The organism is Frigoribacterium sp. CFBP 8766 (genome assembly GCF_014841435.1).
In the GTDB taxonomy this organism is placed as follows: Bacteria; Actinomycetota; Actinomycetes; order Actinomycetales; family Microbacteriaceae; genus Frigoribacterium.
Map to the genome: position 1 here is coordinate 691,753 of NZ_JACYTX010000001.1, position 16,449 is coordinate 708,201.

Annotated in this window: 16 protein-coding genes; 13 read left to right on the forward strand and 3 right to left on the reverse strand. The window is 74.0% G+C overall.

All coding sequences use genetic code 11. The features are described from left to right. Positions 1 to 29: 29 nt before the first annotated feature. The 6 genes from IFT90_RS17495 (at position 30) to IFT90_RS03375 (ending at position 6,487) form a co-directional block, all read left to right on the forward strand. The gene (locus tag IFT90_RS17495) at positions 30 to 833 is read left to right on the forward strand and encodes a sigma-70 family RNA polymerase sigma factor (protein ID WP_192040957.1); all 804 of its coding nucleotides are present in this window, start codon (positions 30 to 32) and stop codon (positions 831 to 833) included. Then, on the forward strand, positions 830 to 1,483 hold the full coding sequence (locus IFT90_RS03355; RefSeq protein ID WP_192040958.1) for a hypothetical protein: 654 nt from the start codon (positions 830 to 832) through the stop codon (positions 1,481 to 1,483). The genes IFT90_RS17495 and IFT90_RS03355 overlap by 4 nt, the downstream gene beginning before the upstream one ends. Then, positions 1,480 to 1,875 carry a hypothetical protein gene (locus tag IFT90_RS03360; RefSeq protein WP_192040959.1) on the forward strand — a complete coding sequence of 132 codons (396 nt, stop codon included), beginning with the start codon at positions 1,480 to 1,482 and terminating at the stop codon, positions 1,873 to 1,875. The genes IFT90_RS03355 and IFT90_RS03360 overlap by 4 nt, the downstream gene beginning before the upstream one ends. Before the next feature lie 182 nt (positions 1,876 to 2,057). After that, positions 2,058 to 4,268 carry an NADP-dependent isocitrate dehydrogenase gene (locus IFT90_RS03365; protein ID WP_192040960.1) on the forward strand — a complete coding sequence of 737 codons (2,211 nt, stop codon included), beginning with the start codon at positions 2,058 to 2,060 and terminating at the stop codon, positions 4,266 to 4,268. Between the two features lie 213 nt (positions 4,269 to 4,481). Beyond that, complete coding sequence (locus IFT90_RS03370; protein WP_192040961.1) at positions 4,482 to 5,699, forward strand: Gfo/Idh/MocA family protein; 1,218 nt, start codon at positions 4,482 to 4,484, stop codon at positions 5,697 to 5,699. Next, complete coding sequence (locus IFT90_RS03375; RefSeq protein ID WP_192040962.1) at positions 5,696 to 6,487, forward strand: ThuA domain-containing protein; 792 nt, start codon at positions 5,696 to 5,698, stop codon at positions 6,485 to 6,487. The genes IFT90_RS03370 and IFT90_RS03375 overlap by 4 nt, the downstream gene beginning before the upstream one ends. 31 nt (positions 6,488 to 6,518) lie before the next feature. Here the strand turns inward: IFT90_RS03375 and IFT90_RS17260 are convergent, their stop codons facing one another. Next, complete coding sequence (locus IFT90_RS17260) at positions 6,519 to 7,037, reverse strand: GNAT family N-acetyltransferase (protein WP_199861628.1); 519 nt, start codon at positions 7,035 to 7,037, stop codon at positions 6,519 to 6,521. 64 nt (positions 7,038 to 7,101) lie between these two features. Here IFT90_RS17260 and glsA point away from each other — a divergent pair, with 64 nt between their 5' ends. The 3 genes from glsA to IFT90_RS03395 all read left to right on the forward strand — a co-directional run bounded on the left by glsA (position 7,102) and on the right by IFT90_RS03395 (position 10,543). Continuing rightward, positions 7,102 to 8,097 carry a glutaminase A gene (gene glsA, locus IFT90_RS03385; protein WP_371812074.1) on the forward strand — a complete coding sequence of 332 codons (996 nt, stop codon included), beginning with the start codon at positions 7,102 to 7,104 and terminating at the stop codon, positions 8,095 to 8,097. 65 nt (positions 8,098 to 8,162) lie between these two features. Further along, on the forward strand, positions 8,163 to 8,735 hold the full coding sequence (locus IFT90_RS03390; RefSeq protein ID WP_192040964.1) for a YdeI family protein: 573 nt from the start codon (positions 8,163 to 8,165) through the stop codon (positions 8,733 to 8,735). 257 nt (positions 8,736 to 8,992) lie between these two features. After that, a complete protein-coding gene (locus tag IFT90_RS03395; protein ID WP_192040965.1) occupies positions 8,993 to 10,543 on the forward strand; it encodes an Ig-like domain-containing protein in 1,551 nt (516 codons plus the stop codon). Between the two features lie 111 nt (positions 10,544 to 10,654). On the opposite strand, the gene IFT90_RS03400 is transcribed toward IFT90_RS03395, so the two are convergent. Both IFT90_RS03400 and IFT90_RS03405 read right to left on the reverse strand, forming a co-directional pair. Continuing rightward, positions 10,655 to 11,368 carry a class F sortase gene (locus IFT90_RS03400; protein ID WP_192040966.1) on the reverse strand — a complete coding sequence of 238 codons (714 nt, stop codon included), beginning with the start codon at positions 11,366 to 11,368 and terminating at the stop codon, positions 10,655 to 10,657. Next, positions 11,365 to 12,108, reverse strand: a complete 744-nt coding sequence (locus tag IFT90_RS03405; RefSeq protein WP_244638598.1) for a CHRD domain-containing protein — start codon at positions 12,106 to 12,108, stop codon at positions 11,365 to 11,367. Before IFT90_RS03405 ends, IFT90_RS03400 begins: the two co-directional genes overlap by 4 nt. Before the next feature lie 234 nt (positions 12,109 to 12,342). Between IFT90_RS03405 and IFT90_RS03410 the strand changes: the two genes are divergently transcribed. The 4 genes from IFT90_RS03410 (at position 12,343) to IFT90_RS03425 (ending at position 16,423) form a co-directional block, all read left to right on the forward strand. Beyond that, positions 12,343 to 13,539: an FAD-binding domain-containing protein gene (locus tag IFT90_RS03410; protein ID WP_192040968.1), complete on the forward strand. Its 1,197-nt coding sequence runs from the start codon at positions 12,343 to 12,345 to the stop codon at positions 13,537 to 13,539. A gap of 150 nt (positions 13,540 to 13,689) precedes the next feature. After that, entirely contained in the window at positions 13,690 to 14,283 is a 594-nt protein-coding gene (locus tag IFT90_RS03415) for a sigma-70 family RNA polymerase sigma factor (RefSeq protein ID WP_244638599.1), read from the forward strand. After that, positions 14,280 to 15,152: a hypothetical protein gene (locus IFT90_RS03420; RefSeq protein ID WP_192040969.1), complete on the forward strand. Its 873-nt coding sequence runs from the start codon at positions 14,280 to 14,282 to the stop codon at positions 15,150 to 15,152. The genes IFT90_RS03415 and IFT90_RS03420 overlap by 4 nt, the downstream gene beginning before the upstream one ends. A 215-nt stretch (positions 15,153 to 15,367) precedes the next feature. Beyond that, the gene (locus tag IFT90_RS03425; protein ID WP_371740980.1) at positions 15,368 to 16,423 is read left to right on the forward strand and encodes a diacylglycerol kinase family protein; all 1,056 of its coding nucleotides are present in this window, start codon (positions 15,368 to 15,370) and stop codon (positions 16,421 to 16,423) included. The last annotated feature ends 26 nt before the right edge of the window (positions 16,424 to 16,449 follow it).

Genomic DNA, 16,449 nt, shown 5'->3' on the forward strand with positions numbered 1-16,449 from the left:
GAGGCGAGAACGTCACAGATCCACAGGACATGAAGGATCTTCGACACTCGTGGCGCGATCGACTGGTCGAGGAGGCGCCCCAGAACGGGGGCAGGACGCTCACGTCGACAGCGCCTCGCGGCCGCCCGCCCACTCGGTCAGCGGCCAGTGCTGGACGCCGGCTCCTCGCGTGGTGGCATCCTCGGAGGCGCGACGGCCGTGACCTCGGCCGCAGGGCCGAGCCGGAGGAGGACGACATCTCCGGCACCGCGACGCCCGACGAGGCCCCCGGTCCCGAGCCGGTCGTCGACCCGCTCTCGTCCGCGACCGACGCGACCCTCGCGGTCCGGGCGTGCGACGGCGACGTGCACGCGTTCGAGGTCGTCGCCCGCCGGCACGGCCCGCTGATGCGCGTCTACGCCGGCCGCCTGCTCGGCACCGACCTCGAGTCGGACGACGTGGTGCAGGACGCGTTCCTCACCGCCTGGAGGCGCCTGTCCGACCTCGAGGACCCGTCCCGCCTGCGTCCCTGGCTGATGCGCATCGTGAGCAACAAGAGCATCGACCGGCTCCGCGTGCGCCGCGACCACGACGACATCGACGCACACGACGCCCCCGCCTCCCGCGAAGCCGCCCCGGACCGCGTCGTCGAGTCGCGGCTGCAGCTGGACGCGATGTGGACGGCCCTCGACAAGCTGCCGCTCGACCAGCGACGGTGTTGGCTGTTGCGGGAGACCGGCGGCTGGTCGTACGCGGAGATCGCCGAGGCCCTGCAGCTTCCCCTCTCGACCGTGCGCGGGCAGATCGCCCGTGCCCGCAAGTTCCTGCTCCACGAGATGGAGGCCTGGCGATGAGCGACCACGACGACGACGCGCGCGTGCCGGGCGCGCCCGGCGTGCCGGGTGCGCCGGGTGTGCCCCCGCAGCCTGCGGACCAGGACGAGCTCGTGGACGGCCGGACCCTGGACGAGCTCGAGGACTACCTCGACCGCGGCCGGACGCCCCGCGACCCCGGCATCGAGGCGAGCGCCGAGTGCCGCCTGACGCTGCGGGCGCTGGAGCGGGTCCGCGGCCTCTCGCTGTCGGTGCTCGAGGACGAGGCGTCGCGCCTGCCGTCGCGCGACGACACCTGGATCGCCGGGCTGATCGACTCGATCAAGGCCGAGGTCGTGGGCGGACGCGACATCCCCCTCCGGCACCCCGACCCCGGCGTGCGCCTCGGCGTGACCGAGGCGGCGGTGCGCGGGCTGCTGCGCCAGGTCGGCGACGCCGTCGACGGGGTCGTCGTGCGGTCGAGCGAGCTCGACGGCGACGTCACGGAAGCGGGCGCCCCGATCGAGGTGACCCTCACGATGACCGCGCGGTACGGCGTGCCGCTGCGCGAGGCTGCCGGCACCCTGCGCGCGGCGGCGGTCTCCGCGCTCGCGCTGCACACCGAGCTGCGGATCGCTGCCGTGCACGTCGTCGTCGACGACGTGTGGCTGGACGAGGGAGGCGCGTCATGAGCACCGAGGACCGAGCCGGCGACCAGCACGACGGCGCCCACGACGACGGGACCGCGGCCGAGCTGCACGACCTCTCGCTCGACCTGACCGACGCCGTGCGCGGGGTCGAGGGCGTCGTCGAGGTGCTCGACGCGCGGCCGGTCGTCGTCGCCGCGATCACCGCCGTGGCGGACGGGATCGACGGCGGCGGGCCCCGCGGCCTCGTGGACGTCGTGCGGACCGGGGGAGTGCTGACCGTCGCCGCCTCGGTTGCCACCGACGTCGGGCAGGCCACGCCGGAGACCCTGGCCCGCGTCGCCGCGGTGCTGCGCGACCGGGCCGGGCGCGGCTCGGGCGCCGAGGTGGTCGTGTCGGTGACCTCGCGCGTGATCGAGCCGCCGCTGCCTCGCTGAGTCGGCCCGCGCCTCCTGCGGTCGTCCCTGCGCCGGTCGCGCCGTCACCGCACCTCCTCGGCCGTCACCGCAGCTCCTCAGGGGACCGTCGGAGGCGGCATGTATCTTGATGTCGAGAGACCCCTGCCGAGTACCGTGGGGGCGACCGCACGCACGCGCGAGACCAGAGGAGCACCTGCCGCATGGCCACGATCATCTACACGCTCACCGACGAGGCGCCGATGCTGGCGACCTACTCGTTCCTGCCCATCGTCCAGGCGTACGCCCGCACCGCGGGGGTCGACGTCGAGACCCGCGACATCTCGCTGGCCGGACGCATCATCAGCCAGTTCCCGGAGCGGCTCACCGACGAGCAGCGACAGGGCGACGCGCTCGCCGAGCTGGGGGCCCTGGCGAAGACGCCCGAGGCCAACATCATCAAGCTGCCGAACATCTCGGCGTCGATGCCGCAGCTGAAGGCCGCCGTCCGCGAGCTGCAGGGGCAGGGCTACGACCTGCCCGAGTACCCCGACTCGCCCTCCACCGACGAGGAGCGCGACGTCAAGGCCCGCTACGACAAGGTCAAGGGCAGCGCCGTGAACCCGGTGCTCCGCGAGGGCAACAGCGACCGCCGTGCGCCGCTCTCGGTCAAGAACTACGCGCGCAAGCACCCGCACCGCATGGGCGCCTGGACGGCGGAGAGCAGGACGAACGTCGCGACCATGGGCGTCGACGACTTCCGCTCGAACGAGAAGACCGTCGTGCTGCCCGCCGACGACGTGCTGCGCATCGAGCACGTCGGCGCCGACGGGTCGACCACCGTGCTGCGCGAGTCGATCCCCGTGCTCGCCGGCGAGGTCGTCGACGGCACGGTGCTGCACGTCGCCGCGCTGCACGAGTTCCTCGCCGCGCAGATCGCCCGGGCCGAGGCCGAGGGCGTCCTGTTCTCGGTGCACCTCAAGGCCACGATGATGAAGATCAGCGACCCGATCCTCTTCGGCCACGTCATCCGCGCCTTCTTCCCCCAGGTCTTCGAGAAGTACGGCGACGACCTGCGCGCGGCCGGGCTCGACCCCGCCAACGGCCTCAACGGCATCCTGCAGGGGCTCGCCTCGCTGCCGAACGGCGACGAGATCCGCGCGGCGTTCGACCAGGGCATCGCCGACGGGCCCGACCTCGCCATGGTCGACTCCGACAAGGGCACGACCAACCTTCACGTGCCGTCCGACGTGATCGTCGACGCCTCGATGCCCGCGATGATCCGCACCTCGGGCCACATGTGGGGCCCCGACGGCGAGGAGCACGACACGCTCGCGGTCATACCCGACTCGAGCTACGCGGGCATCTACCAGGCCGTGCTCGACGACTGCCGCGCGAACGGCGCCTTCGACCCCGCGACGATGGGCTCCGTGCCGAACGTCGGCCTCATGGCGCAGGCCGCCGAGGAGTACGGCTCGCACGACAAGACCTTCGAGATCCCCGCCGACGGCACCGTCCGCGTGCTGAACGAGGCCGGCGACGTGCTGATCGAGCACGAGGTCGCCACCGGCGACATCTGGCGCGCCTGCCAGACGAAGGACGTCCCGATCCGCGACTGGGTCAAGCTCGCCGTCACCCGCGCCCGTGTCAGCGGCACGCCCGCCGTCTTCTGGCTCGACGAGACCCGCGCCCACGACGCGACCCTGATCGGGCTCGTGCGCGGCTACCTCGCCGAGCACGACACCGAGGGCCTGCAGATCGAGATCCTGTCGCCCGTCGACGCGATGGCCTTCTCGCTCGAGCGCATCCGCCGGGGCGAGGACACGATCTCCGTCACCGGCAACGTGCTGCGCGACTACCTGACCGACCTGTTCCCGATCATGGAGCTCGGCACCTCGGCCAAGATGCTGTCGATCGTGCCCCTGATCAACGGCGGCGGCCTGTTCGAGACCGGAGCCGGCGGCTCGGCGCCGAAGCACGTGCAGCAGCTCGTCGAACAGGACTACCTGCGCTGGGACAGCCTCGGCGAGTTCCTCGCCCTCGCGGTCAGCTTCGAGCACCTCGCCACCTCGACCGGCAACGCCCGCGCCCAGGTGCTGGCCGACACGCTCGACCGCGCGACCGGAACGTTCCTCGACGAGAACAAGTCGCCCGGCCGCAAGCTCGGCTCGATCGACAACCGCGGCAGCCACTTCTTCCTCGCGAAGTACTGGGCCGACGAGCTCGCGACGCAGACCGACGACGCCGAGCTGGCGTCGGCGTTCGCGTCGCTAGCGGCGACCCTCGGCGGGCAGGAGGAGACGATCGTCTCCGAGCTGATCGCCCCGCAGGGCACCGCCGTCGAGATCGGCGGGTACTACCACCCGGACGCCGCCGCGACCGAGGCCGTGATGCGGCCCTCGGCGACGCTGAACGCGGCGCTCGCGACGCTGTAGCAGCGCACCGCCGCGGCTGCTTCCGCACATGCCGACCGTGAGGGTCCGACACGCCACGTGACGACGAACGTGAGCGGCGTGTCGACCCTCGCCGGTCGGCATCTGCGGTCCCAGGGGCTGTGTACGGTGGAGGGGATGGCGCTGCGTCGCGTCCGTCGGACGGCCGCCGGACCAGCACGCACCGCGAGCAGCGCCGCACGACGAGAGGGAACGATGACGTCCGACCAGACCAGCCCGACCGACACCGCAGAGCTGCGAGTGGGGGTGATCGGCCTCGGCTTCGCCGGATCGACCCACCTGGAGGCGTTCTCGTCCCTGCCGGGCGCCCGGGTCGTCGCGCTCGCGGGCCAGGAGGAGGCGCGCCTGCTCGAGCTCGGCAGCGCCTACGGCGTCGAGCGCCTCGTCGCCGACTGGGAGGACGTCGTCGCGATGGACGACCTGGACGTCATCTCGATCGGCGTCCCCAACGCCCTGCACCACCCGATCGCGATGGCGGCCCTGCGCTCGGGCAAGCACGTCTTCTGCGAGAAGCCCCTCGCGACGACAGGCGACCTAGCCGCCGAGATGGTGCGTGCCGCGCGCGACGCCGACCGCGTGCTCGAGGTCGCCTACAACCACCGGCGCCGGGCCGACGTGGCGTTCCTCGCCGACTGGCTGGCCGACGACCCGATCGGCGACGTCTACCACGCCCGCGCGAGCTGGATGCGGCGGGCCGGCGTGCCCGGCATGGGCTCGTGGTTCACGAACAAGGAGGCGTCCGGCGGCGGCCCGATGATCGACCTCGGCTCGCACGTGCTCGACATCGCCCTGCACCTCCTCGGCGAGCCGCGGGTGACGAGTGTGTCCGCCGTGGCCTACGGGGTGCTCGGCGCCGCCGGCCGCGGCGGCCGGGTCTACGGCGTCTCGTCGGCGCCCACCGGGTCCGCCTTCGACGTCGAGGACTTCTCCAGCGCTCTGCTGCGCCTCGACGACGGCGGCAGCCTGCAGCTGCAGGCGTCGTGGGCCTCGTACTCGAAGGTGCACGAGGACATCGAGGTCGAGCTGCTCGGCGCCACCGGCGGCGCGCGCCTGCACGTCGACGACTACGCGACCGACGGCACGCTCACCCTCTACTCCGACGTGCTCGGGCAGCCTGCCGAGACCCGGCCCGCCGTGCACGTGCCGGCCGGGCACCACCGCACCGTCATCGAGGGGTTCATCGCCTCGGTGCGGTCGGGCGCGTCGGCGCAGCCGGGCGGGCAGCCCGCAGGAGGCGCGGCGCCCGCGGGCGGCGAGGCCCGCTACCAGGGCCGGTACGGCGAGTACGCGCTGCACCGCAGCCGCGTCGTCGACGCGATCTACGCCTCGGCCGAGCAGGGCCGCGAGGTCGAGGTGCCGCAGGACGACGTCGACGCGGGCGTGCGCACCGACTCCGAGGGAGGCGTCCGATGAGCGACGTCACGACCGGCCAGACCGGCACGACCGGCACGACCGGCACGACCGCCCGGACGCGGGTCGTCGTCTGGAACGAGAACGTCCACGAGACCCGGGGTGACGAGACGGTCGCCCGGAACTACCCGCACGGCATCCACGGCGCCGTCGCCGACGGCCTCGTCGAGCTGCTCGGCGACGAGGTCGACGTCTCGACGGCCACCCTCGCCGATCCCGAGCACGGCCTCACGGAGGAGCGTCTCGCCGCCACCGACGTCCTGCTCTGGTGGGGGCACATCGCCCACGACCAGGTGGCCGACGAGGTGGTCGAGCGCGTCGTGCGGCACGTCCAGGCGGGCATGGGGCTGATCGTGCTGCACAGCGGGCACTACTCGAAGCCGTTCACGCGCCTCCTCGGCACCACCTGCTCGCTGCGCTGGCGGAACGAGGCCGAGCGCGAGCTCGTCTGGACGGTGGCGCCGACGCACCCGATCGCCGAGGGCGTGCCCGACCCGCTCGTCATCCCCGAGCAGGAGACCTACGGCGAGTTCTTCGACATCCCGACGCCGGACGAGCTGATCTTCCTGTCGACGTTCACGGGCGGCGAGGTGTTCCGCTCGGGAGCGACCTGGCGGCGCGGGCTCGGCAAGCTGTTCTACTTCTCGCCCGGCGACCAGGAGTACCCGGTGTACCACCAGCCCGAGATCCGGCGGGTGCTGGCGAACGGGGTTCGCTGGGCGCGGCCGACGCAGGTGCGGCGCGACCTGACCGCGGACATGCACCCGCGCGGCTGGTTCGAGCAGGGCTGAGGAGGCGCGGGCCGGGGCGGCCGGCTCCGGCTCAGTCGCGCTCGGCGAGCGACCGGCCCAGCGACACGGTCTCCGGCTCGTCCGCGTAGTGCCCGTAGGCGGGGATCGGCGCGTAGCCGACCGACTCGTAGAGCCGGATCGCCTCGGCGTGCACCGTGTTCGTCTCGATCACCATGTCGACGACCCCGGCCTGGCGGGCGGACTCTTCGAGCCAGCCCAGCACGAGCCGGGAGAGACCGCGCCCGCGCTGGTCAGGCCGCACGAACATGCGCTTGAGCTCGGCGCGACCATCAGGCAGGAGGCGCCAGGCGCCCATCGCGACCGGCGTCTGTGCGTCGTCGGCCGAGCGCCCGGCGGTGTCGCCCGCCGGGTCGTAGGCGACAGCGAACGTGCCGCGTGGCAGCTCGAACTCGGAGCGGTCGATCGGGCTGTCGTCGCGTCCGCCGTACAGCTCGACGTAGAGCTGCTGCAGCCCCTCGACGAGCTGCTGCACGTCGGGGTGGTCGTACGGCAGGGCGCGGATCTCGACGGCGTCGTGCGGGGTGCTCACCGGCCCAGTCTGGCCGATCGCGCTCGGCCGGGCCCGGAGGAGGGCGACGCGGGAGGATGGGGGCGTGACCGATCCCGACTCCTCGACCCGCGCCTCCTCGGCCACCTCCCCGCGACGGGCCGGCGGTGAGCACGACGACGATCTGCAGGCGCGGCTGGCCGCGCTGCTCGACGGCGTCCGCGACGTGGACGGCGGCGAGGTCGACGACAGCGTGCCGCAGCTCGCCGAGGCGGAGCCGGGCTGGCTGGGCATCGCGTTGGCGCGGCCCGACGGCTCCGTGACGACGGCGGGCGACGCGCGGCAGCTGTTCTCGATCCAGTCGGCGGTCAAGCCGTTCCTGTTCGCCCTCGCTCTCGCCGACACCGACGGTGCGGCGATCGACGCGGTCGGCATCGAGCCGACGGGCGAGGCCTTCGACGCGATCAAGCTGGAGGGAGGCACCGGCCGTCCGCCGAACCCCATGGTCAACGCGGGCGCCCTGCTGACCGCCGCGCTCGTCGACGGCGGCGACGCCGACGGCCGTGCCGAGCGGACCCTCCGCGGCCTCGTCGCCTTCGCGGGCCGTGAGCTCGAGGTCGACGACGACGTCGCCGGCTCGGAGATGCTGCTCGGCGACCGCAACCACGCCCTGGCGCACCTGATGCGCTCGGAGGGCACTCTGCACGTCGGGGCCGACGACGCCGTCTCGGCCTACGCCCGTGCCTGCGCCGTGCTCGTCGACGCCGAGGCGCTCGCGGTCATGGGCGCGACGCTCGCGCTCGGCGGACGCAACCCGGTGACCGGCGAGCAGGTCGTCTCGGCCGCCATCGCCCGCGACGTCGTGTCGGTGATGGCGACCTGCGGGGTCTACGACGGCTCCGGCCGGTGGATGCGGCAGGTCGGGGTGCCCGCCAAGTCGAGCGTCTCGGGCGCGCTCGTCCTCTCGGCTCCGGGACGTCTCGGGGCCGCGTCGTACAGCCCGCCGCTCGACGCGCTCGGCACCAGCGTCCGCGGGGCCGCGCTGATGGAGGGGCTCAGCCGCGAGCTCGGGCTGCACTCGTTCGACAGCGAGCGCCGCTGAGCCGCCGAGCCGCCGAGCAGCTGAGCCCGTCGCGCCCTGTCGGCCGTCGCCGCTACCCTCGCTCCATGGTCAGCGTCGCCGACAAGCCCGTGCTCGACCTCACCGTCGAGCAGTGGCGCGAGTGGCTGGCCGCCACCGACGACGTCGTCGGCGTGCGCCTGAAGCTCCGCAAGAAGACGAGCAGCGCCCCCGGCATGACCTGGTCCGAGGCGCTCGACGTCGCCCTCTGCCACGGCTGGATCGACGGGCAGGGCGCGCGGCTCGACGACGACTACATGCTGACCGCGTTCCAGCCGCGACGACGGAACAGCCCGTGGTCGCAGGTCAACCGCGAGCACGTCGCGCGCCTGGTCGCGGAGGGGCGGATGCAGCCGGCGGGGCTCGCCGAGGTCGAGCGCGCGAAGGCCGACGGCCGGTGGGACGCCGCGTGCCGGCAACGCGACGCGGTCGCGCCCGACGACCTGCAGGCCGCGCTCGACGCCGACCCGGCCGCGGCCGCGTTCTTCGCCGGCCTGACGAAGACCGAGCGGTTCCGGGTGTTCTTCCGGCTCGCGTCGATCAAGACGCCGGCGGTGCGGGCGGCCCGTGTCCGCGACGTCGTCGAGAAGGCGGCCCGTGGGGAGCAGCACTACCGCTGAGCCCGCACGCGGTCGGGGTGACCGGTGTGGTCCGGGGGCAGCACGCACGTCCGCCGCGGGTTAATTACCCCCCGATACGGGTGAGCATCGGACGACAGACGGGCCGGTACCCCCGTCCGGGGGGTTAGATTTCATCGTCCCGCGGCAGCAGCCGCGCCGAGCCCCACCCGAACGTCTCGTCGGCCACCCACCGGCGTGTCCACGGGCTCGTCGCGCCGCCGCCACACCCGAGCGGGCCCCCGACAGAGAGCACCCGAATGCCCAGAACCCGTGGGATCGTCGCCGATCCGCGTCTCCTCCCGAACCCGACCGTCCTGCAGGAGGCGCCCGTCGCCTCCTCGTCCCCGCACCGGCCTCGTCGCCGTGCGGGCCTCGCCGCGGCCGTCGCCCTGGCGCTCGCCACCGGCGGCCTCGCCCTCGGCGTCGTCGCTCCGGCCTCCGCCGCCGAGCCCGTCGCCGCCGCTGCGGCCGTCGCCCCGGCGCCGGGCACGAACCTGCCCGGTGCCGTGACCGACATCGCCGTCACGCCGACCGCACCCGAGCAGGGCGCCCAGGTCACGACGACGCTCGACTTCACCGTGCCGGCCGACGCCGTCGCCGGCGACTCGTTCACGGTGCAGCTCAGCCCTCGCCTCAAGGACCTGCCCCAGACGTTCCCCGTGCTCGACCTCGAGAGCGGCGCGGTCGTCGCGAACGCCGTCGTCGTGAAGACGGCCGCCGGCATCCGTCTCGTGGTGACCTTCACGGACTTCGTGCAGACGCACATGAACGTGAGCGGCTCGGCCTTCATCGAGTCGTCCTTCGACTCGGCGACGACGCCCTCGGGCGTCGCGTCGCCCTTCACCTCCGTCGTCGACGGCGGTGCGACCTTCACCACCCAGGTCACGCCCGTCGGGCCGGTCGGCAGCCACCTCAACGCCTCGAAGTACGGCGTCTTCACCCGGGCCGACCAGGGGCGCACGAACCCGCTGGGCGCCCTCGAGTACCGCATCGACACGCCCGTCGGCCCGTTCGCCACGGCGACGACGACGGACACCCGTCCGGCAGGCCAGACCTGGACCTTCGCCTGCGGCTCGCTGAGCTTCCAGGACCGCCAGGCCGACGCCCGCGGTCTCTACGTGGCGGGCTCGTCGAAGCCGCTCGCCGTCCCCGCCGCCTCCGTGACGTGCACCCCCGGCCAGGTCACGGTGACGTGGCCCTCGGCGCCGGCCGGGCACTTCTACCGCCTCGTCGCCCCGGTCGACTTCGCCGCCGCCACGGGGACGGGCGCGGCGCAGAGCTTCTCGAACGGCGCCGTGACCGTGCTCGCCCGCACCGAGGGCGCGACCCCCCAGTCGTTCCCGGCTCAGTCGGTCACCCGTCAGGCCAGCGCCGGAGGCGAGGCCGACGGCACCGACCTGCCCCCGGTCGTGACGCCGCCGGTGACGACGCCGCCGGTGACCACGCCGCCGGTGACGACGCCGCCGGTGACGACGCCGCCCGTGACGACGCCGCCGATCCCGACGCTGCCCGCCGGGACGAACCCGTCGGTCGAGGTGCCGCCCGTCACGACCACGCCCGTGACGACCACGCCCGCCGCGACCACGCCGGTGACGACGACTCCGGCCGCGACCGCCGTCACCCCGGTGACGCGTGCGACGCCGGCCGCCGCCTCGCCCACGCGCCAGCCGTCGTCGCCGAGCTCGTCCGACTCGTCGCTCGCGTTCACGGGTGACGAGCCCCTCGCGCCGGCGCTGATCGCGCTGCTCTTCGCCGCGGTCGGGACGGCGCTCGTCGTCACGGCGCACCGCCGGGCGCGTCGCCGCTGACCCCTGCCGGGGACGCCCCGGACACCACGCCGAGAGGGCCGGGCCGCATCTGCGGCCCGGCCCTCTCTGACGACGCCTGCCTGAGCCGAGAGGAGGCGCGCGGCGACCCGCTCAGGCCGCCGGCGACGCGAAGACGACGCGGTTCTGGTCGTAGTGGCCCGAGCCTGGGTCGAAGACGCCGCCGCACGTGATCAGCCGCAGCTGGTCGGTCGGCTGGGCACCGAAGACCCGCGCGGTCGGGAACTCCGCCTTGGGCACGTCGACGACCTCGTCCACCACGTAGCGCACCGCGGTGCCCTCGACGGTCGTCACGGTCACCTCGTCGCCCGGCACGAGCTCCGAGAGCCGGAAGAACACCGCCGGCCCCGACGTCGAGTCGACGTGGGCGGCGATGACGGTCGGTCCGCGGCCTCCCGGACGCCCGCCTCCCGTGAACCAGCCGACCTCGTCGGCGTCGACGGGCACCTCCATGGCGCCGGTCGAGGCGATGCCGAGGCCGATCAGGGGCTCGTCGAGCTCGATGGCCGGCACGGCGACGCGGGCAGGCTCCGCCCCGTTCGTCACGGCGGGCGCGGGTGCGGGCGCGGCCGACGACGGCGTCGCAGGAGGTGCGGGGGAGGAGGGCGGATCGCTCGCCGCCGACCCGGGAGGGCTCGACGCCGCGGGCTCGGCCTCGCTCGACGCGCACCCCGTCAGCACGAGGACGGTGGCCAGTCCCAGACCGAGGGAGAGCCCACGGACGGTCCGGCCTCCGCCGAGGCGCGCCGCTCGGGCGGCCCCCCGCAGGGAGCCGCCCGCCCGACGCGCACCGGCCTGAGGGGTCATGCCCGTGCGGCAGCCCGACGACGCAGCACGAACCCGGTCGCGCCGACGAGCACGAGGCCGCCGACCGCGGCGGCGCCCACGAGTGCGCCGCTGTCCGTGCCGGACGAGGCCGACGCGCCCGCGGCGACGGCCGAGGCCGCTCCGCCGGCGCCCGTGTCGACGCCGCCGACCGGCACCTGGGTCAGCTGGCCGCGGACGACGCCCGCGGCGAAGGAGGCCGTGTGCGAGTCGCCGGTGAAGCCGGCCGGGTCAGCCTCGATCTGCGCGAGCGTGAAGCCGGTGCCGGTGTCGGCCCCCGCGTCGTTCATCACGCCGGTGGTGAAGGGGCCCTGCAGGCAGCCGCTGGCCTCGCGCACGCCGTCGCCGTCCGCGTCGGTCGGGTTCGGGAACGCGATGCGCGGCGGGCCGGGCTGGCCGGCCGCGGCCTGGTGGATGTGCGTCGCCGTCTTCGCCGGGCTCTGGTAGTCGCCCGTGACGCCGGTCAGGGTGATGTCGTAGCAGATCACCTCGGTGTCCGAGTTGATCCGGAAGTCGAAGGTGCCGGTGGCCCCGGGCTCGCCGGCGACGGCCACGCCGTCGTTGTTGATCACCTGGTCGGGCGTCGCCATGACGGTGAAGGCGCTGGTGAACGAGCTGGGCTCGGGCACGGTGGTCTCGGCCGCGGCCGGGGCGGCCACGATCAGGGTGGCGGCGGCCGCGGCCGCGCCTCCGATGGTCAGGTGTCGGACGGAACGCTTCATCGTCATGCTTCCTCTGCCTCTCGTGGACGCCGGCCCGTCGGGGGCGGCGCGTCACGCCGCCCGGTCGGACGACGCCTGTCACGAGGGCCTACGACGACGACCCGTCCGGCGTTCACCGGCGGCGCGAGAAAGTTCTGACGAGCCTGCGGCTGCGGCTGCGGCTGCGGCTGCCGCTGCGCACGACGAGGCGGTCGTGGTCAGCGTCCGCCACACCCCGAGTCGCATGATGGGCGGGTGTCCATCCCCACCAGAGCCGCCGGCCTCGACGCGCTCGACGACTTCGTCCCCCGCGCCGGCCGGGCCTACGCCCGCGACCGCAACCTCGACCTGGGCCCCTCGAGGGACAACGTCTCGGGGCTGTCCCCGTACCTGCGCCACCGCCTCCTGACGGAGCACGAGGTGGTCGCCGCGGTCCTCGAGGACCACACGCTCGGAGCAGCCGAGAAGTTCGTGCAGGAGGTGTTCTGGCGGACCTACTGGAAGGGCTGGCTGGAGCAGAACCCGGAGGTGTGGCGGCGGTACCGGCTCGAGGTCGGCGAGCTGCTCTCGGGCGAGCTGCCCGACGGGTACGAGGCCGCGGTGACAGGGCGCACCGGCATCGACGCGATGGACGCCTGGGTGCGCGAGCTCGTCGACACCGGCTACCTGCACAACCACACGCGCATGTGGTTCGCGAGCATCTGGGTCTTCACGCTCGGCCTGCCCTGGCAGCTCGGCGCGGACTTCTTCTACCGGCACCTGCTCGACGGCGACGCCGCCTCCAACACCCTGTCGTGGAGGTGGGTCGCCGGTCTGCAGACCAGGGGCAAGACGTACCTCGCCACGGCCTCGAACATCTCCCGGTTCACCGAGGGACGTTTCTCGCCGAGCGGCCTGGCCACGACGGCCCGCGCTCTCGATGAAGAGCCGTTCTCGTCTCGGACCGCCGTCGAGCCCGACGACGTCGTCGGGACCGTCGGCGACCGGGCGGGGCTGCTGCTGCACGAGGAGGACCTCGAGGCGAGCAGCCTGCTCGCCGAGCGGCCCGACCTCGTCGGCGAGGTGGTGGCCGCGGCGGTGGCCGCCGACCCGGGGGAGCGGTCCCCTGGCGGCGTCTCGGACGCCGTCGTCGCCTTCACGTCGGGAGCCCTCGCGGACGCCGCGGAGCGGACCCGCGACGCGAGCGGCCGAGCGGCACAGGTCCTGGCGGACGCGGAGCCCGGCTCCGTCGTCAGCTGGGCGCGGTCCGAGGGACTCGACACGGTGGTCGTCCCCTACGCCCCCGTCGGCCCCGTCCACGAGCGGCTCGAGGCGCTCCGCCCCGCGCTGGCGTCCGAGGGGATCGCCCTGGTCACCGTGCGCCGACGGTGGGACGGCGTCGCGTGGCCGCACGCCTCCCGGGGGTTCTTCCCCTTCCGCGAGAAGATCCCGGGGCTCGTCCGCGAGCTCTGAGGACGACCAGCTCTGAGGTCTGCGCCGAGGTGGCGCGGCGCCGCAGACGGGACCAGGTGCCGGTGAACGCGCACGGGCTCCGCGACGTACTCCCTCTCGAGAGCTCGCCGTCGTCCGCCGGGAGCCGCCCCGTAGGCTGAGAGGAGCCGGATGTCGCTCGTCGTCACGCGTCCCGGCACGCAGGAGGGGAGCCCGATGAGCCAGCCGACGCCCGGCCCCTCGACGCAGACCCCCTCGCCGCAGACCTCCCCGACCGGCCTCGACGTGTCCGCCGCCTTCGCGGAGCACGGCTCGGCCCTGCTCGGCTTCGCCGTCAACGCCCTCCGCGACCGCGCCCTCGCGGAGGACTGCGTGCAGGAGACGTTCCTCCGTGCCTGGCGTGCCCGCGCCTCCTTCGACCCGGCCCGCGGCGGCGAGCGCACCTGGCTGTTCGCGATCGAGCGCCGCGTGGTGCTCGACGTGCACCGCGCCCGTCAGCGCACCCCGCTGCTGGTGCCCGACGAGCACGCGCCCGAGCAGGCGGCCCCCGCAGCCGACCCGCTCGACCGGCTCGGCATCGTCGAGGGGCTGGCGCGCCTCAGCGACGAGCACCGCGAGGTCGTCGTCGCCGTCCACCTGACCGGGCTCAGCTACCAGGAGTTCTCCGACGTGTCGGGCGTCCCGGTCGCCACCCTCCGCACGCGCTGCTTCTACGCCCTGCGTGCCCTCCGCACCCACCTCGACGACGGGGAGAACCTCTCGTGACCGACCCCACGTCCGACCGCGCAGTGAACCCGGCGGGCTCCGAGTCCGACCGTCGTGCCGAGCTGATCGCGGCCGCCCTCGCGTCCGACCTGTCGCCCGCGGAGGCCGTCGAGCTCGACGCCCTGCGGGTCGTCGACCCCACCGTCGACGACGAGATCGCCTCGCTCGGCGGGGTCGTGGCGCGGCTCGGGCCCGTCGGCACCTGGCAGGACGCCCCGGCCGACGCCGCGCTGCGCGACCGGGTCGAGTCGGCTGTCGCCCGGGACGGGGCGGCCGGCGCGGCTGAGCGAGCTGAGCCGGCCGCCGCCGTCGCCGCGCAGCGAGCCGAGCAGACCGACCCCTCAGGCCGAGCCGAGGAGGCGGCGGTCGCGTCGGGCGCCCCGGCTCGGCTCCCCGAGCCCGCGTCGGCCCCCGTGGTCCCCCTGCGCCCCCGCCGGTCGCGCCGTGTGGCCCTCACCGTGCTCGGGGCAGCGGCCTGCGTCGCGGTCGGCGTCGGCGGCGGCGTGCTCGCCGCGACGACCCGCGACGCCCACGTCGCCGGCCCGCCCGGCACCCTCGGCGCCGTCGAGCACGTGGCGTTCGCCGGCGAGCCGTCGGGAGTCGCCGTCGACGGCGACCTCGTGGCGCACACCTGGGGCACCGAGACCGTGCTCACGGTCGACGGCCTGCCGACCGGGCAGGCGTTCTCGGTCGTCGTCGTCGACGACACCGGTGCCGAGCACGAGTCGGGGGCGTTCCTCGGCACGGACGTGACCATCGACTGCCGGATGAACGCGGCGGTGCTGCGCGAGCACGTCGTCGCCGTCGAGGTGCGCGGTGCGGACGGCGTCGAGATCGCGACCGCCTCGGTGCCCTCCGTCGACGCGTGACCCGCCCTTCCTGCTTTCCCCTTCCCTCTCCTCATTCAGGATGCTGAGTCCTGAGTTCGCACTGTGCAGGACCGGCGGTCCTGATCCGTGCACGATTCAGGACTCCGCGGTCGTGACTTCCTGAATTGCGGAGAGCACCACGATCGACGGGAGCACAGCGATCGCGGCGGACCCCGCCCCGGCCCGCCGCGCCGTCGCGGTGGCATCATCGACGGGTGACCACTGACACCGACCCGACGCCCCCCGTGACGTCCGGAGCCGACGCCGCCACCGCCTCCTCGACCGACGCGTCGACCGACTCCGCGGCGTCCCAGGCGACACGGGTCGCCGCGGTCGTCTACAACCCGATCAAGATCGACCTCGACGCGGTGAAGGCCGCGGTCGCCCGTGCCGAGGGCGCCGCCGGCTGGGGCACGACGCTCTGGTTCGAGACGAGCGAGGACGACGCCGGCCAGGGCCCCGCCCGCGAGGCCCTCGAGGCCGGGGCGACGATGGTCATCGCGGCCGGCGGCGACGGCACCGTGAGGGCGGTCGCCGAGACGGTCCACGCCTCCGACGCCTCGCTCGCCCTGTTGCCGAGCGGCACGGGCAACCTGCTCGCCCGCAACCTCAAGCTCACCCTCGAGGACCTCGACAACTCCCTCGAGACCGCCTTCTCGGGCGAGGACCGCGACATCGACCTCGGCATGCTCGAGATCCGCCGCGAGGACGGCTCGTCGAGCGAGCACGTCTACGTCGTGATGACCGGGCTCGGCATCGACGCGAAGATGCTCGCCAACACCGACGACGACCTGAAGAAGAAGGTCGGCTGGCTCGCCTACGTGAAGGCGCTCGTCGCCACGCTGCGCGACGAGAACCAGCTCGTGTTCCGCTACAGGATCGACGGCGGCAAGCAGCGTGACATGCACGCGCACACGATCATCGTGGGCAACTGCGGCGCCCTGCCCGCGAACATCGTGCTGCTGCCCGACGCGGCGATCGACGACGGCCTGTTCGACATCCTGCTGCTGCGTCCCAAGGGCGTGCGCGGCTGGGCCCACATCCTCTACAAGGTCTTCTGGGAGAACGGCGTCGTGCGTCGCCTGCCCTTCGCCGACAAGCTGCCGGGCACCGAGAACGAGGCGCTGCGCTACGTCAAGGCGAAGCAGATCGAGGTCGAGCTGAAGGCACCCGAGGACATCGAGGTCGACGGCGACGGCTTCGGCGTCGCCACGGGCTTCCGCACCTGGATCGAGCCGGGTGGGCTGACCGTGCGGGTGCCCCGCTCGTAGGGACCAGGAGGCGCCGGCGAGCGGCG